The sequence below is a fragment of the Streptococcus suis genome (assembly GCF_016743335.1).
GTDB lineage: Bacteria > Bacillota > Bacilli > Lactobacillales > Streptococcaceae > Streptococcus > Streptococcus suis_Y.
In genome coordinates this window covers 1-22,274 of the sequence record NZ_WCJE01000037.1, presented here as the reverse complement: position 1 = coordinate 22,274, position 22,274 = coordinate 1, and the positions used below count along the sequence as shown (strand labels likewise).

The 22,274-nt window shown below is 37.7% G+C and carries 24 protein-coding genes and 2 pseudogenes; 10 read left to right on the top strand and 16 right to left on the bottom strand.

The features are described from left to right. Window positions 1-85: 85 nt before the first annotated feature. The 3 genes from F9856_RS09605 (at window position 86) to F9856_RS09595 (ending at window position 1,944) form a co-directional block, all read left to right on the top strand. Entirely contained in the window at window positions 86-274 is a 189-nt protein-coding gene (locus F9856_RS09605; protein ID WP_202106448.1) for a helix-turn-helix domain-containing protein, read from the top strand. A 90-nt stretch (window positions 275-364) separates the two neighbouring features. Further along, window positions 365-1,414, top strand: a complete 1,050-nt coding sequence (locus F9856_RS09600; RefSeq protein WP_202106447.1) for a tyrosine-type recombinase/integrase — start codon at window positions 365-367, stop codon at window positions 1,412-1,414. Window positions 1,415-1,782: 368 nt separating this feature from the next. Beyond that, window positions 1,783-1,944, top strand: coding sequence for a hypothetical protein (locus tag F9856_RS09595; protein WP_162841060.1), 162 nt, complete (start codon window positions 1,783-1,785; stop codon window positions 1,942-1,944). Window positions 1,945-2,157: 213 nt separating this feature from the next. On the opposite strand, the gene F9856_RS09590 is transcribed toward F9856_RS09595, so the two are convergent. From F9856_RS09590 to F9856_RS09550, 8 genes and pseudogenes are all read right to left on the bottom strand, one after another. Continuing rightward, window positions 2,158-4,287, bottom strand: coding sequence for a heavy metal translocating P-type ATPase (locus tag F9856_RS09590; RefSeq protein ID WP_202106446.1), 2,130 nt, complete (start codon window positions 4,285-4,287; stop codon window positions 2,158-2,160). Between the two features lie 19 nt (window positions 4,288-4,306). After that, a pseudogene (locus F9856_RS12395) lies at window positions 4,307-4,444 on the bottom strand (CopY/TcrY family copper transport repressor); the annotation flags it as partial. A gap of 8 nt (window positions 4,445-4,452) precedes the next feature. Continuing rightward, window positions 4,453-5,895 (bottom strand): multicopper oxidase family protein, encoded by a 1,443-nt coding sequence (locus F9856_RS12390; RefSeq protein ID WP_024378135.1) that lies wholly within the window; start codon window positions 5,893-5,895, stop codon window positions 4,453-4,455. Between the two features lie 17 nt (window positions 5,896-5,912). Next, the gene (locus F9856_RS09575) at window positions 5,913-6,362 is read right to left on the bottom strand and encodes a CopY/TcrY family copper transport repressor (RefSeq protein ID WP_024378136.1); all 450 of its coding nucleotides are present in this window, start codon (window positions 6,360-6,362) and stop codon (window positions 5,913-5,915) included. Between the two features lie 457 nt (window positions 6,363-6,819). Next, window positions 6,820-7,158, bottom strand: coding sequence for a Cd(II)/Zn(II)-sensing metalloregulatory transcriptional regulator CadX (gene cadX, locus F9856_RS09565; protein ID WP_000711078.1), 339 nt, complete (start codon window positions 7,156-7,158; stop codon window positions 6,820-6,822). An 11-nt stretch (window positions 7,159-7,169) separates the two neighbouring features. Then, the gene (locus tag F9856_RS09560) at window positions 7,170-7,784 is read right to left on the bottom strand and encodes a CadD family cadmium resistance transporter (RefSeq protein ID WP_172088988.1); all 615 of its coding nucleotides are present in this window, start codon (window positions 7,782-7,784) and stop codon (window positions 7,170-7,172) included. Window positions 7,785-7,825: 41 nt separating this feature from the next. Further along, window positions 7,826-8,074 carry a CpXC domain-containing protein gene (locus F9856_RS09555; protein ID WP_236659596.1) on the bottom strand — a complete coding sequence of 83 codons (249 nt, stop codon included), beginning with the start codon at window positions 8,072-8,074 and terminating at the stop codon, window positions 7,826-7,828. Window positions 8,075-8,747: 673 nt separating this feature from the next. Continuing rightward, window positions 8,748-9,161, bottom strand: a complete 414-nt coding sequence (locus F9856_RS09550; protein WP_024416734.1) for a hypothetical protein — start codon at window positions 9,159-9,161, stop codon at window positions 8,748-8,750. Between the two features lie 638 nt (window positions 9,162-9,799). On the opposite strand from F9856_RS09550, the gene F9856_RS09545 reads away from it, so the two are divergent. From F9856_RS09545 to F9856_RS09525, 5 genes are all read left to right on the top strand, one after another. Continuing rightward, window positions 9,800-10,765 carry a site-specific integrase gene (locus tag F9856_RS09545; RefSeq protein ID WP_105119009.1) on the top strand — a complete coding sequence of 322 codons (966 nt, stop codon included), beginning with the start codon at window positions 9,800-9,802 and terminating at the stop codon, window positions 10,763-10,765. A 67-nt stretch (window positions 10,766-10,832) separates the two neighbouring features. Further along, window positions 10,833-11,432 carry a hypothetical protein gene (locus F9856_RS09540; protein ID WP_105119008.1) on the top strand — a complete coding sequence of 200 codons (600 nt, stop codon included), beginning with the start codon at window positions 10,833-10,835 and terminating at the stop codon, window positions 11,430-11,432. 110 nt (window positions 11,433-11,542) lie between these two features. Continuing rightward, entirely contained in the window at window positions 11,543-12,910 is a 1,368-nt protein-coding gene (locus F9856_RS09535) for a hypothetical protein (protein ID WP_105119007.1), read from the top strand. 194 nt (window positions 12,911-13,104) lie between these two features. Next, complete coding sequence (locus F9856_RS09530; RefSeq protein ID WP_105109978.1) at window positions 13,105-13,368, top strand: helix-turn-helix domain-containing protein; 264 nt, start codon at window positions 13,105-13,107, stop codon at window positions 13,366-13,368. 65 nt (window positions 13,369-13,433) lie between these two features. Beyond that, the gene (locus F9856_RS09525; RefSeq protein WP_105119006.1) at window positions 13,434-14,651 is read left to right on the top strand and encodes a site-specific integrase; all 1,218 of its coding nucleotides are present in this window, start codon (window positions 13,434-13,436) and stop codon (window positions 14,649-14,651) included. A gap of 106 nt (window positions 14,652-14,757) precedes the next feature. On the opposite strand, the gene rpsI is transcribed toward F9856_RS09525, so the two are convergent. From rpsI to F9856_RS09490, 7 genes and pseudogenes are all read right to left on the bottom strand, one after another. Continuing rightward, complete coding sequence (gene rpsI / locus F9856_RS09520) at window positions 14,758-15,150, bottom strand: 30S ribosomal protein S9 (protein WP_002942223.1); 393 nt, start codon at window positions 15,148-15,150, stop codon at window positions 14,758-14,760. Between the two features lie 19 nt (window positions 15,151-15,169). Next, on the bottom strand, window positions 15,170-15,616 hold the full coding sequence (gene rplM / locus F9856_RS09515; protein WP_024418516.1) for a 50S ribosomal protein L13: 447 nt from the start codon (window positions 15,614-15,616) through the stop codon (window positions 15,170-15,172). A 226-nt stretch (window positions 15,617-15,842) separates the two neighbouring features. Continuing rightward, window positions 15,843-16,736, bottom strand: a complete 894-nt coding sequence (locus F9856_RS09510) for a haloacid dehalogenase-like hydrolase (protein ID WP_202106445.1) — start codon at window positions 16,734-16,736, stop codon at window positions 15,843-15,845. A 69-nt stretch (window positions 16,737-16,805) separates the two neighbouring features. Next, window positions 16,806-17,666, bottom strand: coding sequence for a DegV family protein (locus tag F9856_RS09505; protein WP_202106444.1), 861 nt, complete (start codon window positions 17,664-17,666; stop codon window positions 16,806-16,808). Continuing rightward, window positions 17,663-18,127, bottom strand: a pseudogene (locus tag F9856_RS09500) (NYN domain-containing protein); the annotation flags it as partial. The pseudogene F9856_RS09500 and the gene F9856_RS09505, both read right to left, overlap by 4 nt. 210 nt (window positions 18,128-18,337) lie before the next feature. Continuing rightward, on the bottom strand, window positions 18,338-19,066 hold the full coding sequence (gene rlmB / locus F9856_RS09495) for a 23S rRNA (guanosine(2251)-2'-O)-methyltransferase RlmB (protein ID WP_099872621.1): 729 nt from the start codon (window positions 19,064-19,066) through the stop codon (window positions 18,338-18,340). A 55-nt stretch (window positions 19,067-19,121) separates the two neighbouring features. Beyond that, a complete protein-coding gene (locus F9856_RS09490) occupies window positions 19,122-20,339 on the bottom strand; it encodes a PASTA domain-containing protein (protein ID WP_099872618.1) in 1,218 nt (405 codons plus the stop codon). A 192-nt stretch (window positions 20,340-20,531) separates the two neighbouring features. Between F9856_RS09490 and F9856_RS09485 the strand changes: the two genes are divergently transcribed. After that, on the top strand, window positions 20,532-20,921 hold the full coding sequence (locus F9856_RS09485; protein WP_105096461.1) for a DUF1761 domain-containing protein: 390 nt from the start codon (window positions 20,532-20,534) through the stop codon (window positions 20,919-20,921). A 69-nt stretch (window positions 20,922-20,990) separates the two neighbouring features. Then, window positions 20,991-21,959: an aromatic acid exporter family protein gene (locus F9856_RS09480; RefSeq protein ID WP_202106443.1), complete on the top strand. Its 969-nt coding sequence runs from the start codon at window positions 20,991-20,993 to the stop codon at window positions 21,957-21,959. Here F9856_RS09480 and F9856_RS09475 read toward each other — a convergent pair. Then, window positions 21,956-22,174 carry a hypothetical protein gene (locus tag F9856_RS09475; RefSeq protein WP_044677869.1) on the bottom strand — a complete coding sequence of 73 codons (219 nt, stop codon included), beginning with the start codon at window positions 22,172-22,174 and terminating at the stop codon, window positions 21,956-21,958. The two genes, F9856_RS09480 and F9856_RS09475, sit on opposite strands and share 4 nt — an antisense overlap. Between the last annotated feature and the right edge of the window lie 100 nt (window positions 22,175-22,274).

Genomic DNA, 22,274 nt, shown 5'->3' with positions numbered 1-22,274 from the left:
ACATTGAACAATTTTCAAAAATCTAGCCTCAATTCATTACACATGTGGAATAATACTTGTATCTAGAAAATGAAAGGAATTCTATATGTTACCTCAAAATAATTCTCCTCTTCTGTTAAATAGACAACAAGCAGCGGAACTACTTGGAATAGATCCTAAATCATTTGATAAGTACATCAGAAGTCACCCAGACTTTCAATGCTTTATGGTAGGAAAACAAAAGCGCTATTTGAAGTCAAAACTGGTTAAATTTATTGAAAGCCACTGCGATTGACGGATAATGATTGATAAAATTAGATTTTTCATATATCCTATATGTGACTAGTCTATTTTATCAATCATTTTTTATAGAAAGGCTGATAAAATGGCAACTATTACGAAACGTGGAAAGTCTTTCCGTGCAACTGTATCACTCTACAAGAAAGGGGAATACAAGCGAGAAACTAAAACGTTCAGCAACAAAAAAGATGCTGAACTTTGGACTTTAGAAATGGAGCTTGAAAAAGGACGTGGGAAAAACATTGCTGAACGTTCTACACTATTTACAGATTTTTACCGTAACTGGGTAGAAACTGTAAAGAAAAATGATGTCCGTGAAGCAACCTTCATCAATTACAAGAGAACTCTCGTAGTTGTGGAAAGTCTTTTTGATGGGATTCAGCTCAAACATCTTGATGATATTATCATGCAGAAAAAGATTGATAAATATTCTGAATCTCACTCAAAGAAGACTGTAAAAGAGCTAGTTTTAAAGATACGAGGTTCATTAAAATATGCTTATGCTCGTGGTTTAATTACAAATGACTTTGGTCATCTCTTAAAATCAAAAGGGAAAGAGCTACCAAAACGGAATATTCCTCTATCTGTTACAGAATTTAAAAAATTAAGGCAGTATTGCTTAAATCATGCAGAAGAAGATGAATTTAATGTATTAGTAGCTCTAGCCCTTGAAACTGGTGCTAGACGTGGCGAACTACTTGGTCTCAAAAAAGAAGATATTTTTGAGTACGGTATTAAAGTTAGGCGCTCTATTAGCCCAACTAATGACGATACACAACTAAAAACCAAACACTCTAAGCGTGATATTTCTATCAATAAAGACATTTATCAAATCCTAGTAAATCTAGCTAATACTAAAACAGATTACGTTTTTGATTGGAATGGATTTAGACAAGCTGGGCAACTTCAACGCTTACTGAAACAACTTGACCTAACTAAAACAACATTTCACGGTTTACGTGATACCCACGCTTCTTTTCTATTTTCAAAAGATATTAGTCTGGATTATATTTCAAGACGTTTGGGACACAATTCAATTTTGACAACTCAGCAATACTATCTTGAATTAATGCCAGAAAAAAAGCACCAGCAGGATGCCGATGCTTTAAGTCTCTTAAACGACTTATCACTATAATTAACACCAACTGACACCAAAAAGTGCCTGCAAACGTTGGTATAATAAGGTTTTGATTAACGTTTAGAGAATTGTGAAGCTTTACGTGCTTTCTTAAGACCTGGTTTTAAAAACTTTTGTTGGAATTAATTTCAAAAGCTTTTAATATCAACGTTTTCACGGGTTTTCAAACCTCAAAATTTCATCCAATTTCAACTAATTTCATCAAAATAAGGTAAATTTTCAAGTAAAATAAGCAAAATCGAACCAGAAAATACAAAAGTTTACCTTATTCTTGATTCTAGAAAATGAGAACAGCTAGAAGTATTCACTTTTAATTTTCATACATACCATGTATAATATAGTTGCAAAATTGGGAGGCGTAGCTAATGAATTTTCGACTGAATATCAGTACTAAGCAAGTTTTTAAAGGGGAACTTAATAAAGAAACCAGCATTCTCAAAGCTGAGCCAACTTTTGACTTTGACATAGAGTTAAAAAGTGCTATGAATCAATACGATGAATTATTAAAAGAATTGGCAGATAGATAAAATGTTCCCACTAAACGCATTTGACATATTCACAGCCGATTCTTGAAATAGAGTCAATAGTGAAAAAAAGTGGTTATCAACCTGTTTGTTGATAGCCACTTTTCAATATTTACTAAGTTCTGTTCCACAGTATACGACTACTTATCTTCTGAATGTATTAAAACATATAGAATTGTATCTTGATACTTTAATGAGTTTCAATCATTCGATCTGTTAACCGTTATTTTTTGGATCTAAACTTAATAACATAGCATTAATGGCGACGATGACTGTTGACACAGACATTAGGATTCCTCCTAATGCAGGGCTTAATGTGATACCAATAGGAGCCAAAATTCCTGCAGCTAGAGGGATAGCTATAAAGTTATAACCGGCTCCCCAAAAGAGATTTTGTTTCATTTTACGAGTTGTTTTGTGTGCTAATTCAATGAATGATTCAATATCTCCTGGATCGGATTGAGTCAATATGACATCAGCTGAATCCAATGCAACTTGAGTTCCAGCACCTACAGCTATACCAACATCTGCTAAGGCAAGAGAAGGAGCATCATTTACACCATCACCTACCATGATAACTTTCTTTCCTTCATCTTTAAGTGTTTTAACTAACTCATATTTGTCTTGTGGAGATTGATTTGATCTATACTCAATCCCTAAAACTTCTGCCGCGCCTTGAGCCGCTTTTTCATTATCACCTGTTGCCATAATTGGTTGAATATTGTTCTTTTTAAGAGCTTTAATTAACTCTTTACTCGTTGGTTTTAATTCGTCCCCTAAAGCTACAGCACCAATGGCATCATCGTTTTCTACTAAGACACTAAGAGTTGCTCCTTTTGGAATATCCATATCAAGATTACGTCCATAGGCTTTTTGACTGATTAATTGGTAACGGTGCCCACCTGCTTTACCCTCTACTCCAGAACCGGAAATCACATCAATCGAATCAAAAGATGCTGGACGTATATCTTGCTGCTCGGCGAACCTTATAATTGATTGAGCAATCGGGTGGCTAGAGCCTCCTTCAATACCTGCCAGTAAGGCAATGATTTCCTCTTTATTATATTTGTTATTAAAAAGTTTAACGTCTAATACTTTAAACTCACCAGTTGTTAAAGTACCTGTTTTATCTAAAATCATCACATCTGCATCTGGAGCTATTTCTAAGGCTTGGCGGTCTTTTACTAGTAAGCCACGGCTAGCCCCTAAGCTTGTGCTTCGGGCGGTTACCAATGGAATAGCCAGACCCAATGCGTGCGGACAAGCAATAACTAATGTAGTAATAGTAAATATAACTGCCGTTGGGATATCTCCAATAATCATCCACACTACAAAAGCAATTAGCGCGACAATAACAGCAATATAGAAGAGCCACCCTGCAACCTTTTGCGCAATATTTTCTGCCCTGGAAGGCTGACTTTGAGCTTTGCTAATTAAAGTCTGTACTTGAGAGATAAAGGATTGATCACCTGTCTCATTCACTTTAATATAAAGAACCCCTTCTCCATTTGTTGAGCCTCCGATTACTTCATCGCCAGGACCTTTTTTAACTGCTTTTGATTCTCCAGTCAAAAGAGCTTCATTTACACGTGATTCGCCACGCTCGATAGTTCCGTCTGCTGGCACATTTTCTCCGGCTTGAACACGAATTAAATCGCCTACCTGTAAGTCAGCAACTGGACGTATTTCAATTGAATCATCTTCTAACACAACGTGAGCATCTTTTGGTACCAACTTAGCCAATGCTGCTTGTGCGTCTCCTGCTTCTCCAATAGCTTTCATCTCAATCCAGTGACCTAATAACATGATTAATAATAATGAAGCAAATTCAAAGAAAAAGTCCATCACGTGTCCACCCGTTACGTAGGTAATGATAACAGCATAAATACTGTATAAATATGAAACACTTATACCTAAAGAAACTAGAGCCATCATTCCAGGTTCTTTTTGTTTAAATTCGTCAACTGCGCCTTGATAGAATGGACGTCCACCATAAATAATTAATATAGTAGATAAAATAGCTACTACAATATCAGAATATGGAAAAGTAAACTGGAATGGTAGGTCAAACCCAGCCATAGGGGATAAGAGCATAATAATGATTCCTAGTGGCAATGATTTTAAGAAAAGTTCCTTAAAGTTACCGTGATGATGGTGTTCATGCCCTCCGTGATGCCCACTGTGGTCATGCCCACTGTGCCCGCTGTGATCATGCTCAGCATGATGTTCTTGATGTTGATTCTTATGGTCTCCATGTTCTTCCGTGCTTACGTACTCATGTTTTGAATGATCCATGTCGCCATGATTATGGTGACAGTGGGATAAATGTTTGTTATTATTGTTCATTTTAAATTCCTCCTTATTCTTAATGATGATGTAAATGACACTCGCATTGTCTTTCTGGACAATTGCAATCCACTTCTTCTACTGCGAAAGATTTTTTTATCTCTAATATTTTTTCTAGTCGATCTATATCATCGAAGCTTAAGACATGATCTTCAATATTATTTATTATTCTACTTTAATTTGTCCCATCATACCTGCTTCTTCATGTTCAAGAATGTGACAGTGGTACATATAAGTACCCTTCTTATTAAACTTAACTATAAGTCTTACTTTTTCGTTAGGCTCAATATATACAGTATCTTTCCATCCGCTCTCCTCTGGAGAAGGCGCATTACCGTTTCTTGATAGAATTTGAACCTGTGTGCCATGAATATGGAATGGGTGCCCCATTTCATGCATCATAGATCCTGGGTTTGTAATTTCCCAAATCTCTGTATCTCCAAGCTTCACTGTTTCATCAATTCTATTCATATCAAACTTTATACCGTTTATTGATACCATTTGACCCATACCTTGAAGCTCAAAGCTTCTTATCTTAGTAGCTTGTGCTTCTGACATTCTTTCTATATTCGTTAAAGTGCTAGGTACTTCAGTATCATCTTTCCCATCGCCTTTAACATTAAAGGTCATAATGGCTTCCTTATTACTCATAAGTGATAGCTGCGTTCCCTTTTCATACTTTGAAAAGTCCACTATTATCTCTGCTCTTTCCCCAGGTGATAACATAATATTTCTCTGGCTAACCGGTTTTTCTAAAAATCCACCATCAGATGCTATTTGATAGAATCCATCTCTATTATCTAACTTCAAATTAAAGTTACTTGCATTAGCACCATTAACTATTCTAAATCTCATCTTGACTCTATTAACCTCTAAATTAGGTTTAATAGCTCCGTTAACTATGATAGTATCCCCTGTTGCTCCATCCATCATATTTGTATTATAAATAAAACTGCCGTCCTTGCCAAAGCTTCTATCTTGAATTACTAAAGGTATATCATTTACTCCATATTCCTTAGGAATATTTAAGCTTTTTGATACTTCATCATCCACATAGAATAGTCCTGCTAAACCTTTATAAACTTGGGTAGCAGTATTTCCTCCAAAGTGCGGATGATACCACAATGTTGCAGCCTGTTGATTTACTGTAAAACTAGGCTCCCAAGTTGTTCCTGGTTCAATTCCTTGATGAGGGCCCCCATCCTTTTCTCCTTCTACCTCTAGTCCATGCCAGTGAACTGTAGTTGCTTCTTTTAGCTTGTTATTTACGTGCACATTTACTTGCTCACCTTTACTTACTCTGATGACAGGGCCTAAGAAACTTCCGTTGTACCCCATAGTTCGTGTCTTGGTATTTGGTAAAAATGAAGTTTCTCTTTCTTGAGGTTCTAAAGTAAAATCCGCAATATTAGGATCTGGATTTTTATCCTCTAATAGTGGTGGTATAGGAAGTGTACTTTTTGTTTTACTTGTTTGAATATCTATATTAACTGCACTCTGGTTTATTTTAAAATAACTAATCATTGGTTCTAAAAGTGTAATATATCCAACTGCAGTTAATACGACTGTAAGTCCAATACCTAATAACATATGTTTATTCTTACTCATTTTTATTCCTCCTTATGTTAATGATGATGTAAATGACACTCGCATTGTCCTTCTGGACAATTGCAAGCCACTTCTTCTACTGCGAAAGATTTTTTTATCTCTAATATTTTCTCTAGTCGATCTATATCATCGAAGCTTAAGACATGATTTTCAATGATGCTTCCTATTACATTTCCAACTTTCTTATTGCAAATACGGTTAAAAATATCTTCTGCATAATCCCTTACGGCTTCTTTCTCTACAATATTGGCAGTGTAAATAAACTTTCTACCTTCTTGCTCTGTATTTAGTACGCCTTTTTCAACTAATCGACCTAAGATCGTTTTGATAGTGGATTCTGTCCAGTCCATTTTTTCTTTCAATACAGAGATGACTATTTTACTAGTTACTCGATCATTTGCCCAAACTACACGCATTACTTCCCATTCAGCATCTGTGATAGAAGTATTAAGTTCTATTGTGCTCATTTTCCTTTCCTCCTTGTCATTTACAAATGTAAACGAATATGTTCAAAATAAGTCTACTATTGTAAACGAAATTTGTCAAGTCTTTTTATTAAATTCTCACTTTTTGGGGTCAGTCCCTTAAAACTGAAAGTTTTAAAATGAAATTAGCCATCTACCTATACTGTGAGATGAAGGCTACGACTCATTCTGATAAGTCATCGATTTCATTTGATGACAGGTTTGGAGCTGTTAGGCAAATTTGCCAAGGCTAATCATAGCCTTGCTTTAGCCCAAAAAAGACATCCAAGAGATTTCTCTTGAATGTCTGTAAACGCTGATATAATCGTAGGTCACTTTGCTTTAAATTATACTTTCTTCTTAAATATTTGATACGAGTAGGTATTTCTTGTGAGTAATTTTCATCAAAAAAATTCATAGATAAGCCCCTATAAACATGGAAAAGTAGTAAAAATAGTTGTTATCCTAGTTGATTAAAAAAATCTCTGATTTCCTCATCTTTTATAAAATAATATATAATTTTCCCCTCTCTTCTAGTGTCCAAGATGTTTTGATTGGCTAGTTTACGAAGATGGTGGGAGGCAGATGCCATACTGAGATTTAGTAAACAGGCTATATCGCAGACACAGAGTTCTTCAACAGCAAGGAGATAAAAGATGATATTTATCTGTTTATTATCGGTAAACTTTGATAAAATGCGAAGTGATTTTTGAACTTTTTCCTTTTCAAGGTAGTTCGTTGCGGTTGTAACATTTTGTTGATTTATAACATCCACTTGACAGATACTATCTTTTTTCAAAATATTTTCTCCTAGCCTAACACAGTCCATAGCATGTCAAAGCTGTTGTTTTCAATCAGGATATATATCCCCAATCCTAAATAAACAACGGCAATAAACCATCTGCTATATTTTTCCAAAGTTTCTCCAACAGAAGGAACTTGTGCCAATTTTTGGGCAGAGAAAACCAAGAGATAAATCATGACTAGAAAGGTAAGTAAAGCCACTATCAAATTCGCTAAATTTAAGGTAGTAAAATATGGGACAAAGACACCAATATTGTCAGCACCACAACTTGCAAAAGTAATCATAGCGACTAGAAAAATCAGGTTTTTATTATCTTTGCTCAAACCTTCTTTGGCAATAGCTTCTCCATCAGAATCTCCTAAAAGCAAAACTTTGAGGCCTAGGAAAATTGGAATCAAACCGAGCAAACCTAAAATCTCTTTACTAGGAATATAATCTAAGACAAATGCAAAAAGCAAACTTAGCAATATTAGACTAACAGAGCCTAGAAATTGTCCTAAATAGATGTTAATGATGTCTTTTCTGCTTTTTCTTTTGGCAAAAAATAACATTAGGATAATAAGTAAGTCTACGGCTGTCCCAGAATACAGGATTATTGAAGTAACAATATTTTGAATCATAAAACACCTCATTCAAATATATTTTTGAATGTATTTTAACATTAAACTTTGTAGATGTCAAAGAGGTCATACTGAATAATTATTTTTTGTTCTTCATCTACTACGACTGTTGGGTAATCAATTAGCACCATATGGTTACAGTTATGGCAGGTAAATTTAAAGAAATCCCAGTCCAAAATAGCAGAAACAATCTCAGGGGGCTTCACCGCATAAACCCTATCAAATCTTTCAAAAGTACTTTGTTTTCCGCAATTAGTGCAGTTTGTTTTTATTAAAAAAATTGTTGTCATTCTACTTTTCCTCTTCATCATTATTAAGTAAGCAACTTGCTCTCACTTATTATCTTTGCAATGCTAAATAAATTTGGGAATTTTTTTCAAAAAAAGTTAAATTGTATCAATTACAGAACTCACACTTCAATCGCCCATTCAGGCGATATTAGAGGCGGGTACGTTTCTATTCCCACAAACTCCTTGTCAATGGAAACAAACACGTACCCACAGGGTAAATGGAAATAGATTTTGATAATTTCTTGCTATCACTTCTACTCCCTCCAAAAATTTTCTCACTCTGATACTACTCCACCGCAAGCTAAAAAGCCTTGTCTCCAAGGCTTTTCACTATCCCTTTCGTTCCAATGTTTCTAGGCTTTTACGAGCAGAGCAACACACTCGATGTGATGTGTAGTTGGTAAATAACTCCAAAATTTAAAGGTAGAATGCTTTCAAATGAATATTTTTTATGAATGTAGCCATAGACTTTTACTCTTACAAAGACTACTAAACTCTTGTATATTGAGCTTAACTATTTCTTATTATTAGTCTGTAATGAATCGTTGATTGAATTTTGAATTAATGGAATTGTAAGACAGAAAAAGTGCGAATATATAAAAAATTAAAAGTAGTCATCACCCAAAACTGAGCAATTACCACATTTTTCTTTATTAAATTACAGGTTTGACTTTTAGAAATACATAATAGCATCTGGGCCAGTAGAGTAATCATCAAATCCATGTTTTTGAACAGCATCAAGTAGTGAACTATTTTTTGCATCATACAAAAATGTTTTCCATTTACCTAACATGAGCTGTTTCATCAAAATTTCAATTTGAATTTCAATATCTTCTTTATCCAAGTGTGTTTCAATCTTCTCAACTAACTGGTTTTCTACACTCACATGGCATTCTTGATTTTCAATTCGGATTGTCAATTTATCATTATTTCTTGAAAAACTAATTGTAGCAAATTCTTCTTCAGTGTAATAATAATCACTGATTACATCAATACAAAATCCTTTTAATAACAGGAATTTCTTACACATCATTTCGACATCAACAATAATTGATACTATCTCTTCGATTAGAACTTCATCAATCATAACACCTTACTCCTTTCATTTATATTTAGTTTTAAATAATAGAAAGTATTTATTCCATAGACTCACCTCCTCTCTCTTTCAAAGATTAGTATGCCACTTTTTTCAAAATATAAAAAACGTGTGGGAATTTTTGCTATTTAGCAAATGATATTTACACGTTTTTTATTTTTTTGAAAAAGCGACATAATACTATTGAACATATTGAAGTAAATAGAGAAGGGAGTGATCACACTATATTTTTTTGAAAATATACACTGGGCTCGGTGTAAATTATATTTTCAATTGATATGGATATCTCTTGTTAGGTGTCATTGACTGATAAGAGAATGAAAAAGAATGAAATAAATGGTTATTCTACGGAATGGAATGACGTACAGAATAACCATTTATCAAGAAAAATAGTACAAAAATAAGTGTTTAGTAGTAGTAAAAAGTAATAAGTAAATTTGAAAAATAACCAATCCAATAACAAAGAAAAATACATTAGATAAGAAAACGGTGACTACTGAATCTTACTTAAAACGTTAGTCCTAACAGGCAGCCTCAACGTGTATTTTTCCGAGCATACCCAGCTCTTTATTAAAAAGGGTGGGAGGCAGTTTAACAGTAATATGCATTAAATAGAAAGGAGAAAGAAAATGCCACGAAAGAAAAATTCATTAAAACACGATATCTTTGTAAAAGCAACAAAAAATGTTACAAACAATACATCTCGTACATCTTACAAACGATCTGCAACTCGATTCTCAAAATGGGCAAAAGAAAATAACATCAAGAAAATCTCAGAAATCACAGAAGAAGTTCTTCAAAAATATCACGACGATTTACAAAATGATCCGAAAGAATATACTGCCGCAACAATTCACACATACTTAGCACCGATAGCCAAAGCAGTCGGAATCAATTTAAACCGAATTAGAAAGCAAAAACGCACAAGCGATAAAATAATTAGAGGACGAAAACATGAAGCGAATGAACAAGGGAAAAAGCAAGAATTGAACTCTCGCTTCTCTCGACTTATGGAATTTCAACAAGTTGTTGGGATTCGTCGCAATGAGCTTAAAGCCCTGACTGGGAAAGACTTAAAAATTGATGAATATGGCAATTGTTATGTTTATGTGAAACGCGGAAAGGGTGGGAAGAAACAAATGCAATACATCTTGCCCAAAGACATCGAGTTGGTGAAACAGACTTTTGCTGGGGTAGGAGAAAATGAACCTGTCTTCTCTGACAAAGAAATGAACAATCAGATTAATTTACATGCATTACGTGCACAGCATTCAAGAGATAGCTACTTCTATTACCTTGAGAAAATTCAGGAAAATCCACAAATGCGACAAGCATTTTCAAATTTATTAATAAAAAAATGGGAGGAGGGACATCAGAAATTGAAAAACGAATCAACTAAGCAATACGAAAGACAGCGTAGAAATTTTATTTTTGATTTAAGAGATGAAGCATATATTTTACGTGGCTCAAATAAAGTTAAAGCATTATCGGCAGGAATGCCAATCGCTTATAACCGCCTTGCTCTCATGGCAGTATCCGTTTTAAACTTGTCTCATTGGCGGTTATCTGTTACTGTAACGAATTACATTCTGTAGTGATTTTTTGATTTGTATTATCAGGCATAATAATTCTGTAGAAATTGATGTAATGGAGGAAAGTAAAATGAGGAATCAAAATAATCTACGAAACAAAGAACAGAATGTAATTTTTGCAAGAGGAAAAATTATTGAAATAAATAATGTTGATAATAAACCATCGTTCATTCTGTTTATTAGAAATGGTGCAGGTCGTAAGCACACATATTTGAAATGTTATTTTAATCGCGAAAAATTTCAATTGAAAAAGGGAATGGTGGTATCGATATCAGGCCATATCGAAAACATTAACACAAAAAATTGCTACGAAATTATTATAGATACCATCCAAGAAGAGCAGACTGAACTGGCGGTATTCTTCAATAAAAAGCCTAGCTTCGGTTTTGCATATCCAAACCATTTCGCAAAGATGTTTGTTTTTGGAAAGATTATTGATAAACATTTAAAACCAAATTCGAATTGGATCGAAATGATTATCGAAGATAATTATAAAAATAGAATAAAAGTACAATACAGCACAAAAATGCGTGTCAATGAAACACGTGTTGAAATCGGAGATAATGTGTATCTATCAGCTTTACCAATTTCAATTCAAAAGACCTTTCAGGAGGAAACATTTAATTTCGAGAACTATATTCTTGAAGATATTGTCATAAAAAGAAAATAGAAGAATTAGAGATAAATTTCTTTTTGGAATTTATCTCTTTTTTGTCATTTTTTGTTCTGAAAACATTATGTATCTGGCATAATTCATTTCGAGAAATGAAAGAGGAAAAAATGGTCTCAAAAATTACAAGAGGTATGTCCGAAGAGGAAAAACAAAAAATCTACGATGAGAATGCAAAGGAAATGGAAAGTTGTTTTTCTGTAACAAATGCCTACTGGGGCATCGACAAGGTCGTTCTTAATGTAAAAGGACAGATTCACATTAATAACCAGAAATTCGAGCTAGCTAATTATGAAAATAACAATTTTACTATCGAGAAGCAATATGACAGTTCAGGTACTGTCTCCGAATTATTTGTCAAATCATCTACTTTTGGTTCATTCTTTATGGGAAAAAATCCATTTGACAGCAGTTATTTTTATCGTATTGAATTGATCCACTGTGGTTTAAACATATCCACAGATTCAATCGAAGGTATCTATCAAAGATTAAATAGAGCATTGTCATTGTTGGAACTTGAAATAGGAATTTCATGTACAATATATCATTGCGAATTCCACGAAATTGAACTTGCATTTACAATGGCAATACATTCAGCTTTCCATTTGCAAACAAGAGCATTACTTCTACGTTGTCTGACACATAAGAAAGTGAATTTTGCTTCCTCTTCAAAAAGTATCAAAGACAAAGATTATGATCGTTTGACGACCAATGCCTATAAAAACAATCAGCAAGTTCTTTACAATAAAACTAAGAAAGCCAAAAAGCTTGGACAACTTGATAAAGCAAAAACAGAAGATTTTGAAGTGTATCGTTTCGAGACCGTTTTGCAAAAAGATAAGATTAAATCCTTTCTTCGTACCTGTGTTCTAGCAGAAATTGATGATCTGAAAATCATTCAATACTTAGAAGAATTAGTTTCTAGTGGAGTCTTCAATTTCATAAAAGAAATCGAACAATCAGTAATAAATACTGACAGAGAATTATCCAAAATTTTCAAAGCAAAACCACGTGCGACATTCGAAGAATTGTTGAAAAAACAGATTAACGTGTCACATTCAACAAACACTCCGCTAGTTTTAGATGAAGAAATACTTAGTCTTATAAATGCTAAATTTGTTTCGAAAGAAAATAGATCGCGTTATAGAAAAAATTTGATTGCCAAAAGTCAGAAAGAATTAAATATTAATTCTGAAGCTTTTTATTTATCAGAGATGGTAACATGGGATGTATTGATCATTCTACGATTAATGTTTGATGCTCTTGATTTCGCAAGAAACAATGGTTTGGGTTGTCATAAAAATTCCAACACGAATGAACTACATATTATTCACATTCCAAAATTTCCAAAAGAATTCAGAAATAAAATCTATTCATTGAACAATAAATTACGTAGAAAACATCATTATAAAATTGATTTATATAAATTAATTTTAAATCGATTGTTGAATTTAAAAGAATTATTTAACGGTTTTTAATATGATTTTACAACTTTATAAAATCTCAAAAACGTTGATATTACAGCATTTCGTAAAAAAATTGTCTTCCGAAACAGAAGACAAAACAGACGATTAATCTATACATTTCTAAAAATCATCCGTTTTGAGTCCGCAATGTGGCATAATGACTAATGGTAAATTCAATTATAAATATCAATAGGAAGAGGTTATAAATGCAAGTTATCTTACCAGACGATCAAATCAAGCAAATTCAGACATTAATTTCAAGTTTAATTACATCAGAAATTGAAAAGCAAATTCATCATCGAAATATAGACAATTCATACTTAAATAAAAAACAAGCATGTGACTACCTTGGAATTTCAAATAACACGTTGGATGAATGGATTCGCAAAGGGCTTCCAATGATCAAAATTGGAAAAACAGTTCGTTTCAACAAACAATCCATTGATGCATGGCTACTTGCACAAAACTAGAAATATCTGTATTTTTATCTTATAATTAGCATGGTGTTTTCTGGTTCGACAAAAAGGAGAATATCATGACTATCACAAAAACAAAAAATGGAACATATCGCTTAAAGGTATATATTCCAACTGAAGTACGAATGCCTCTCGGAATCGTGAACAATAATTACTTTGATAAGCGTTTTAAGACAAAAAAGGAGGCAAGGCAAGCAGAGATAGACCTTCTAACAAAAATCAATCAGATTGAGAATAACGAATTTACAGGGTTAGGCAAGGGAGAAATTCTATTCAAAGATTTTTACGAAAATGTCTGGTGGGAGTATTATAAAGCAGGACAGACAACTTCAACTACAAAGCCCCCAAGCAGGTCAACTATATCCAATACAAAAACTTGTTTTGAAAAACATATTTTACCAATGCTAGGAAACTATACCATTCAGTTTCTCAACCAAAATAAACAAGTCATCCAAAATTTAATGACAGCAAAATCCAGTGAATATGCGAATTTCAAAACCTTACGTAGTTACGTTATATCCATCTTTAATTGGGCGGAGGAATTAGAATATATAGAATCAAATAAAGTTGCTAAAACTTTGCGTCGTATCAAAGCAACCAAGAAAATCCAATTAGCGGAAGCTAGAAAAGATGAAGACCTCTACCTTACACAGGAGCAACTACAAGAGTGGTTCTCAGCCTTCCAAGATGATTTGGCTAGTGGAAAAATTTCGCTTAAAGACTATGTTCTGTTTTATCTTACCTTCTTTTTGGGAGACCGAAAATCTGAATCTTATGCATTACAATGGAAACACATTGACTTTGAAAAATCTCAAATTCAGTTAATACAGGCACTAGATAGATATGGTGATACGAAAACAACCAAAGGAAACAAGAAAACAACCTTTGCTATTTCAGCTGACTTACTTCAACTTCTCCAGAATTGGAAAAAACAACAAAGGCAAGAACTTGCAAAGTTTGGAATCATTACAAATCTTGAACAGTTCATCTTCACTTATATAGATACCAAAGGAAACATCAATAAACCTCTGCACCCAGATTATCTTAACAATAAGATGCGAACAGTTAAAAATCGTCACCCATATTTAACTCACGCTACACCTCATAAACTCCGACATACAGGTGCTACGCTTGCCAGACAGGCAGGCATGAGTTTAGACGCTATTTCAGAGGCTCTGACCCATAGCGATACTGCTACAACTCAAATTTATGTCAATACTTCAAATGTCATTCCCATGGCAGTCGGAGAATTTGCCTTAAACTCTCTGAAACAATAAGGTAAAAATAAGGTAAATTTTGAGGTGAACTTTTCAAAAAAACACGAAAAAAGCACCCATGAGGTAAACTCTTGAGTGCTTTGAAACGTTGATTTCTCGCGGATAATTAACGTTTTGAGAACTGGCTAGCTTTACGAGCTTTCTTAAGACCTGGTTTCTTACGTTCAACCATACGAGCGTCACGTGTAAGAAGGCCTGCGCGTTTCAATGAATCGCGGAAGTCTGGGTCTACTTGAAGCAATGCACGCGCGATACCGTGACGGATCGCACCTGATTGACCACCGTAACCACCACCGTTCACGTTAACGAAAACGTCGTATGAACCTTGTGTTGAAGTTACTGCGAATGGTTGGTTGATAACCAAACGAAGATCAGCGTGTGGGATGTACTCTTCTACATCTTTTTTGTTAACTGTGATTTTACCAGTACCTGGGACCAAACGTACGCGTGCAACCGCGTTTTTACGACGACCAGTACCTGTGTATTGTGCTTGTGCCATTTAGATTACGTCCTTTCCCTTAGATAAGACCTGAAATATCAAGTACTTCTGGTTGTTGTGCTGCGTGAGTGTGCTCGCTACCTACAAACACTTTCAACTTCATGCCTTGTGCACGACCAAGTGTGTTGTGTGGAAGCATACCTTTAACTGATTTTTCAATCAAACGAACAGCGTTTTTAGAACGCAATTCACCAGCTGAGATTGATTTCAATCCACCTGGGTGGTTTGAGTGAGTGTAGTAGATCTTATCAGTTGCTTTTTTACCAGTCAATTTCACTTTCTCAGCGTTGATAACGATAACGAAGTCACCTGTATCAGTGTGAGGTGTGAATGTTGGTTTGTTTTTTCCGCGAAGTACGCTAGCAACTACTGCAGAAAGACGTCCAAGAGGCACATCAGTAGCGTCTACTACATACCATTTACGTTCAACTTGGCCTGGTTTAGCCATAAATGTTGTTTTGTTCATGATTTCTCCTATACGAATCGTTTTTGTTTACTGGGCGGATGTTCCGGTCCGCGGGTATTTGGAAGGTTCCGGGGCCTTTCAAATGGGGTAAACAATACCGTCTACCATTCTATCAAAACTACTGGGCCTCGTCAAGTTATTTTACTTTACTTTTTTTATTTTTTCTTCAACCTAAAGCAAGGATAGAAAAAACGAGCTTTAATAGCAGAAAAATGACGCCAAATCCCTATCTCCTCACTGACTGCCCCATTTTAAAATAGGTGTGCCGCTTGCCTCTGACCGCCAAGGACAGAGCCAAGATATTTTCAGGGTCTGGCATCCGACCGTAACCTCCATCTCCGATATGGTGAATGTCCGAACCTACCCGCTTGTTGCTGAGCCCAAACTCCCGCACCGTCTGGCTGTCCGCACTCTCCTGACTAGTCCCGATAGTCGAAATAACCAGACCACCACGCGCCTTGACCTGACTGACAATCGGTGCCACGATTTCCTCCCGCACACCCGGCACCGTTCCGACCGCAGGAATGAGGACACCGTCTGCCCCCAGCTCCACAAAGTCCAGCAAGGCTTGGCTATCCACGACCGACTCTCCCAGACCTGCACCGTGCATTTTCCCCGCAAAGATGAGACCCTCAAAGTGTTCTTTGGCAAGGCCAATAGCAGAGCGGATTGCAGCCATGGACACACCCGTAGCAGGATTGCCTGTCAGCATGATAAAATCTACGCCAAGGGCTTGGGCCTGTCGCAGACTTTCTGGACTGACTTGACGACCTGGTTTTAAAAAGACCTGCTGGTCTTGAACTTCCTGACTAGTATCCACAGGCTCCAAGTTTATCCCGACCAATCGACCTGTCAACCGCTTGATTTCAGCGATAGGATTGTCGCAGTCGTAAAAGTCAACAATCTCCGGATGAAACACATCTAATTCGTTGAGCACCAAAAAATCGCAACCAAAGGCAGCCATCATCTCCGCATTGGTCACCCCCGCAATCAAGGGAGCCGCCGTAACCACTGTTTCTCCCATGATAATCCGACCTTCGCTGGATAAAATGGACTGCTTGAGCTCCTCCTTGGTCGCTCCCACCATATCACTGGCATAGCATGACAATAAGCGTTTCATAAGAACCTCCAAATGGATATGTTTTGTTATTCGTAACCGTTTTCTTTTTGTGTGAATAAAGAAAAGAGATTATCTCTCTTTCTTATTGATGGATAGGATAGCTAGTACCCCTGTTCCTGTATGAGTGGCAATGATCGGACCCAACTCAATCAAAAGAACATCGCTGACACGGCTGTCTTCCAACAAGGTCGCCTTAATCACTTCAGCCGCCTCAATATCACCTGTATAGGCCACCATGACCGTAGAATGATCCAAGTTGTCCAAGGTCAGGTTCAGCATTTCCTTGATTCCTTTTTTACGGCCACGAATTTTGGCAATGGCTTCTAACTTCCCTTCCGCATTGAGTGCAAGGAGAGGTTTGATATTGACCAATCCACCGATGAGGGCTGCCGATTTAGACAAGCGTCCACCTCGCACCAAATGATTAAGGTCATCGACCAATAGGTAGGTCCGTAAGCGCGGCACCAAATCTTCTACGATTGCCTTGGTTTCTGCCAGAGTCTTACCTGCAGCACGTGCCTCAACGGCTTTCATGACTAAGTAGCCTTCTCCAATGGTCGCCGCCTTTGTATCAACGATGGTGATGACAGCATCAGGATAAGCATCCAAAACCATGTCTCGTGCAATGACTGCACTCTGGTAGGTCCCTGAAAGAGCAGCTGAGAAAGCGAGATAAAGCACCTCTTTGCTTTCCTTAGCTGCCGCTTCAAAAATTTCTTCAAACTGACCAACATTGACTTGACTGGTTGTCGGAAGACCACCTGTTTCCATCTTTTCAAGTAAATCCGCAGAAGTCAAGCGGTTTTCACCGACTGTTTCATAGGTCACACCATCTAGGTTAATGGTCAAACCAAGCACGGTCACATCGTTTTCTTGGACCCAGCTGATTGGCAAGTCCGATGTCGAATCGGTTACAATTGTAAATGTCACTCTTTCATTTCCTCCATCATTTCTTTTAAGGCTTGAAAATTCCCATCTGACCAGGGATTGAGCCGTGGGGTGTAGAGCTCTACCTGGTCCACAAACTTGTCCAAATCCTTCTTGATAACCCTGGTTCTCTCCTCTAACTCACGCGCCGAAACCCGTAAAGCGCCTTGGGAGAAGACTACCCATTGTTCGTTGAGGTCGCTGGTTGCGACGGAAACCTGCTTGTGACGGTCACTATTGAGCTGGGCGCTGAGCCGTTCGATATAACTATCTGCCGTCTCTTCCTCCTCTGTAAAAATGACCGATACCTTGAATTCATCATATTGCTGGCGAAGACCTGGCACATGGTGGGCATCAAAGACACAAATCACCTCAATCTGTTCAAAGGCTGCGTAGTGAGACAAGGTGCGAAGCAAGGTTGTTCTGGCCGCATCCAAGTCTCCCTTTTTAAAATCTTGCTTGGTCGAGGCTGGGCAAAAAGCCCAACCTCGCTTCTCAGGGTTCGTGTCAACATCTCAGCGCAGTGGTTGATTGGCAGATTTGTTCGTGTTTTATACTCCAAATCTGACCTAATCAACTGTGCGGGGGCGGGAAGACGAACTCTTTTTTTGACCAGTCGAGTTCTTTCCCGCTCCCATATTGTAGCCATCTACAATGAGAACTTTTTCTTTCATTTAGATTTTCTTCCGAAATACTTCGTACATCAGCACAGCGGCTGCTACGCTGGCGTTGAGAGATTGGACATGGCCCTTCATAGGAATAGTGATCATCTCATCCACCTGCTTTTTGATATTGCTGGAGATGCCCTTGCCTTCGTTGCCGATAATAAGGGCTAGCTTGCCAGTCGTATTCCACTTGTGGCTTGGGGTTCCGTTCATATCCGTACCAAATACCCAGAAACCAGCCTCCTTGAGCTTATCAAGGGTTTGGCTGAGATTGGTCACTCGGGCGATTGGGACATGGGCCACCGCACCTGTTGAGGTCTTGGCCACAACGGGCGTCACGCCAACTGCTCGGTGCTTGGGAATGATGATGCCAGCTACCTGAGTGGCATCTGCGGTCCGTAAAATCGAGCCAAAGTTGTGGGGGTCTGTCAGACCGTCCAAGATGAGAATGAGGGGATTGTCTTCCTGCTCTGCCTTTTCCAAAATCACCGACAGGTCCGCATAGGCGAACTCAGAGACCCGCAAGACAAAGCCTTGGTGAACTGCCCCTTCTGTCATGTCAGACAATGTCTTTTTTGGAGTCCAGGAAATCGAGACCTTCTTCTCTGCCGCGAGGGCCTTGATTTTTTCTACATTTTTTCCGCGTAAATCATCCTGGATGTAGAGTTTGTTGCCGGTGTTGGCCTCCAAACTCTCCACCGCAGCATGTACGCCATATACGATATCATTTTGTTCCATGGTTTTATTATAGCATATTTTTGAAAAGGAAAAAGCCGAGAATTTCTCAGCTTTCTTAGTTCACACTGTTTTCCAGATAATAATGTTGGGCAACATACCAGTTGACACCCCCTTGTTCCGGATCTGTATCATACTCACTAGCTTCCAACTCCCCACGACTATTGATCCGATAACTCCAATCTCGTGGTTCAAAATTAGGGTCTGATGGTACAGTTACATCTGCATATACTAGACCATCTTCAGCCATACGAACACTTATGACAACCTGGTCTTTTCGATACTTTTCAATCATGACGCTACGGCTAAATAAATCATCCATGACCCAAGCTTTTACCTGATCTGTCGTTAAGTTTTTGGTATCAACCTGCGGTACAGGATTATGCAAATCTGTCAACGAAATCCAACCCTGTCCTGACTTTAATCTGCCCCAACTATGTCCTTCCTTTTGAGTCGTCTCAACTATCGTGTACGTTCCAGGTTCTATATTGGTCACAACTTCTCCAGATAAACTAGGTTCCTGACGAATAACCAGTCCTTGTTTTTTAATATCCACAGTAAACGATTGAACGGCGCTACCTACCTGAGACTGGCTAGAAGCTTGCAAACTTCCAGCAGTCTTACTAGTGGCTACCTCACTAGTCGAACCATCCTCAACTACGGCAGTATCCTTTCCATCTACATTTTTAGCAATAATTAAGTTAACCGCACTTCCCCGCTTTACCTTCTTCCCACTACTTGGAGAAGATACACTAACCATCCCAGGCTGAACTGACTGTCCACCAACTTCTGTTATTGTACCAACTTTTAACCCCTCTTCATACAGTAAATCCTTAGCTTCAGATAGCTCAATACCATATAATTCAGGAACTGTAACTTGAGAACTATCTTGGTATACAAAATATAAGCCAGCCATTCCTAACACAGCCACAACACTTGAAATGATTAGCCATATCTTTCGTCTTTTTGCGTCTGCCAAACGTTTCTCAGCTTGCTCTCTTTGATAATTCTCATAATCTTCCTCAGCTTCGCTAAGCATTTGCTGGATGACAAATCGTTGACTCTCATCCGTAACCTGTGCTAAGTGCAATCGTAATTGAAAAATTCTATCCTTAAACTCTTTTTCAATTTGACGCTCATGCTCTTTTTGCAAAATGTTATTTTGTTTTTGAAGTGCTATTGCTTGAGAGTTCATAGCAGAGGTTTGAGCATCCATTTTTTGCTTCAATTCATCATGTCTCTGCCGCTCTTCAAAATCTCGCATCCATTGATCCATAATAATCATCTCCTCATAAAATGTTGGTTATTATCTATAAATGAAGTCTATTTTATTTTAGTATAGCATAACACCTTAATTTGTCAATCCTCATTTTCACCCCGTTTCAATCTAAATTTGACAAATAGTAAAGCCTATGATATTCTAATGCCTATTACTTGTCCGTACAAGCGGACACATAAAGGAGAACTTATGACACTTGTATTTGGAATCGTAGCAGGTCTGATTACCTTTGCCATCGGTGGTTTGTGGTATGGTTTGATTTTCCGCGATGCTTGGATCAAGGCTTCAGGCATTGACATAGCTAAGGTAGAAGCAGATCGTCAGGCTGGAAAAAATGGGCAGAAGGAAATGGTAATTTCCCTTATCATTGAAGTACTGACTGCCATCATTACTATTTTCTTCATCAAGACCCTCAGCGTTTCACCACTCCACGCAGCTGGTGGCATGGGCGTGATTGCAGTCCTTGCTTCATTGAAAAACTACGTCTTTGAGCAACGTCCTATCAACCTTATCCTTATCAACGAAAGCTACAAGCTGGTCTGCTACCTAGTAGTTGGTATTCTGGCTCTGTTTGCATAAGATCAACCCTCCTAGCTTTAGGAGGGTTTTGTGGTACAATAGAAACAGATTAAGACCAAAGGAGTTCCCATGTCCCTCTCCCTCCGTACTATCAAACTCATCTTGGCCACCGTCCTAGCTATTTACCTAGCGACAGCACTAGGCTTGTCTTATGCAACAGCTGCCGGCATCATCGCCATTCTCAGCGTCCTCGATACCCGCAAGTCCAGCTTCAAAATGGCCCGCAACCGCCTCTTCTCTACCCTCCTGGCCCTGACCATAGCCGTCCTGACCTTCGCCCTCTTTGGCTTTGGCATCTGGACCCTGGGCATCTACCTAGCACTCTACGTCCCCCTGGCCTACCGTTTCAACTGGGAGGCTGGCATCGCCCCATCGACCGTCCTCGTCACCCACCTCATGCTGGAGCAGGATATTTCGCTGATTTTTTTGGGAAATGAGCTGACGCTTTTTCTGATTGGGGCAGGACTGGCACTCTTGTTTAACCTCTATATGCCCTCGCAAGAAAAGAAAATCGAGGTCTATCACGACCAAGTCGAAGACCTGCTCAAGCAGATTCTGCTCCGCTTTGAAGCCTTTCTGCTCAACGGCGACGGACGAAACGAGGCAGAATTGATTACGCAGCTGGATAAGACCTTGGATGAGGCCCTGAAAGTCGTCTATCTAGACCGCCACAACCAGCTCTTCCAGCAGACCAATTACCAGGTCCATTACTTTGAAATGCGGGCAGCACAAAACAAAATCCTGCGAACCATGGCAGGAAATATCAACAAATGTTTACTGGAAAGCAGAGAAAATGTCATCCTGTCCAGCCTCTTCGAACGAACAGCCCAGCAACTAAGCCGAGAAAATTCTGCCAAAGAACTGCTCCTGGACATCGAACTCTTCCATGCCACCTTCCGCGAGCGACCTCTGCCGCAAACCAGAGAAGAATTTGAAACTCGGGCCACCCTCTTCCAACTCCTACACGACATGGAAGCCTTTATTCGCCTCAAGGTTGATTTTTATGAAGTCTATAAAGACCAAGAACCGTCAGTTTAAACCGACGGTTCTTCTATTTTTCCATGAAATTCATCTGATACTTGGTTGTGCAAATGCACGAAAGATAGGCCCATCATGACCGCATTCCCTGCAACTGCAATCATAAATTCTTCCTTGGAAGATACCTTTCCTAGCCAAATGGAGAGGATTAAAATGAGATTATAAAGCAAAATATAAAGAGCCGTTATACGAATTTTTCTCAGTAATGTCTTCATAAGGGGACCTCCTGTAAGTGTTTTCTATATTTATTATATAGAATTTAATAAAAAAAAAAGTATTTATGCGTTCTCAACCCAAAAAACCGCCAGATTTTCA

Coding starts and splice junctions, on each gene's coding strand:
- F9856_RS09605 (WP_202106448.1), top strand. CDS start 86: ATGTTACCTCAAAATAATTCTCCTCTTCTGTTAAATAGACAACAAGCA.
- F9856_RS09600 (WP_202106447.1), top strand. CDS start 365: ATGGCAACTATTACGAAACGTGGAAAGTCTTTCCGTGCAACTGTATCA.
- F9856_RS09595 (WP_162841060.1), top strand. CDS start 1,783: ATGAATTTTCGACTGAATATCAGTACTAAGCAAGTTTTTAAAGGGGAA.
- F9856_RS09590 (WP_202106446.1), bottom strand. CDS start 4,287: ATGAACAATAATAACAAACATTTATCCCACTGTCACCATAATCATGGC.
- F9856_RS12390 (WP_024378135.1), bottom strand. CDS start 5,895: ATGAGTAAGAATAAACATATGTTATTAGGTATTGGACTTACAGTCGTA.
- F9856_RS09575 (WP_024378136.1), bottom strand. CDS start 6,362: ATGAGCACAATAGAACTTAATACTTCTATCACAGATGCTGAATGGGAA.
- F9856_RS09560 (WP_172088988.1), bottom strand. CDS start 7,784: ATGATTCAAAATATTGTTACTTCAATAATCCTGTATTCTGGGACAGCC.
- F9856_RS09555 (WP_236659596.1), bottom strand. CDS start 8,074: ATGACAACAATTTTTTTAATAAAAACAAACTGCACTAATTGCGGAAAA.
- F9856_RS09550 (WP_024416734.1), bottom strand. CDS start 9,161: ATGATTGATGAAGTTCTAATCGAAGAGATAGTATCAATTATTGTTGAT.
- F9856_RS09545 (WP_105119009.1), top strand. CDS start 9,800: ATGCCACGAAAGAAAAATTCATTAAAACACGATATCTTTGTAAAAGCA.
- F9856_RS09540 (WP_105119008.1), top strand. CDS start 10,833: ATGAGGAATCAAAATAATCTACGAAACAAAGAACAGAATGTAATTTTT.
- F9856_RS09535 (WP_105119007.1), top strand. CDS start 11,543: ATGGTCTCAAAAATTACAAGAGGTATGTCCGAAGAGGAAAAACAAAAA.
- F9856_RS09530 (WP_105109978.1), top strand. CDS start 13,105: ATGCAAGTTATCTTACCAGACGATCAAATCAAGCAAATTCAGACATTA.
- F9856_RS09525 (WP_105119006.1), top strand. CDS start 13,434: ATGACTATCACAAAAACAAAAAATGGAACATATCGCTTAAAGGTATAT.
- rpsI (WP_002942223.1), bottom strand. CDS start 15,150: ATGGCACAAGCACAATACACAGGTACTGGTCGTCGTAAAAACGCGGTT.
- rplM (WP_024418516.1), bottom strand. CDS start 15,616: ATGAACAAAACAACATTTATGGCTAAACCAGGCCAAGTTGAACGTAAA.
- F9856_RS09510 (WP_202106445.1), bottom strand. CDS start 16,736: ATGAAACGCTTATTGTCATGCTATGCCAGTGATATGGTGGGAGCGACC.
- rlmB (WP_099872621.1), bottom strand. CDS start 19,066: ATGGAACAAAATGATATCGTATATGGCGTACATGCTGCGGTGGAGAGT.
- F9856_RS09490 (WP_099872618.1), bottom strand. CDS start 20,339: ATGGATCAATGGATGCGAGATTTTGAAGAGCGGCAGAGACATGATGAA.
- F9856_RS09485 (WP_105096461.1), top strand. CDS start 20,532: ATGACACTTGTATTTGGAATCGTAGCAGGTCTGATTACCTTTGCCATC.
- F9856_RS09480 (WP_202106443.1), top strand. CDS start 20,991: ATGTCCCTCTCCCTCCGTACTATCAAACTCATCTTGGCCACCGTCCTA.
- F9856_RS09475 (WP_044677869.1), bottom strand. CDS start 22,174: ATGAAGACATTACTGAGAAAAATTCGTATAACGGCTCTTTATATTTTG.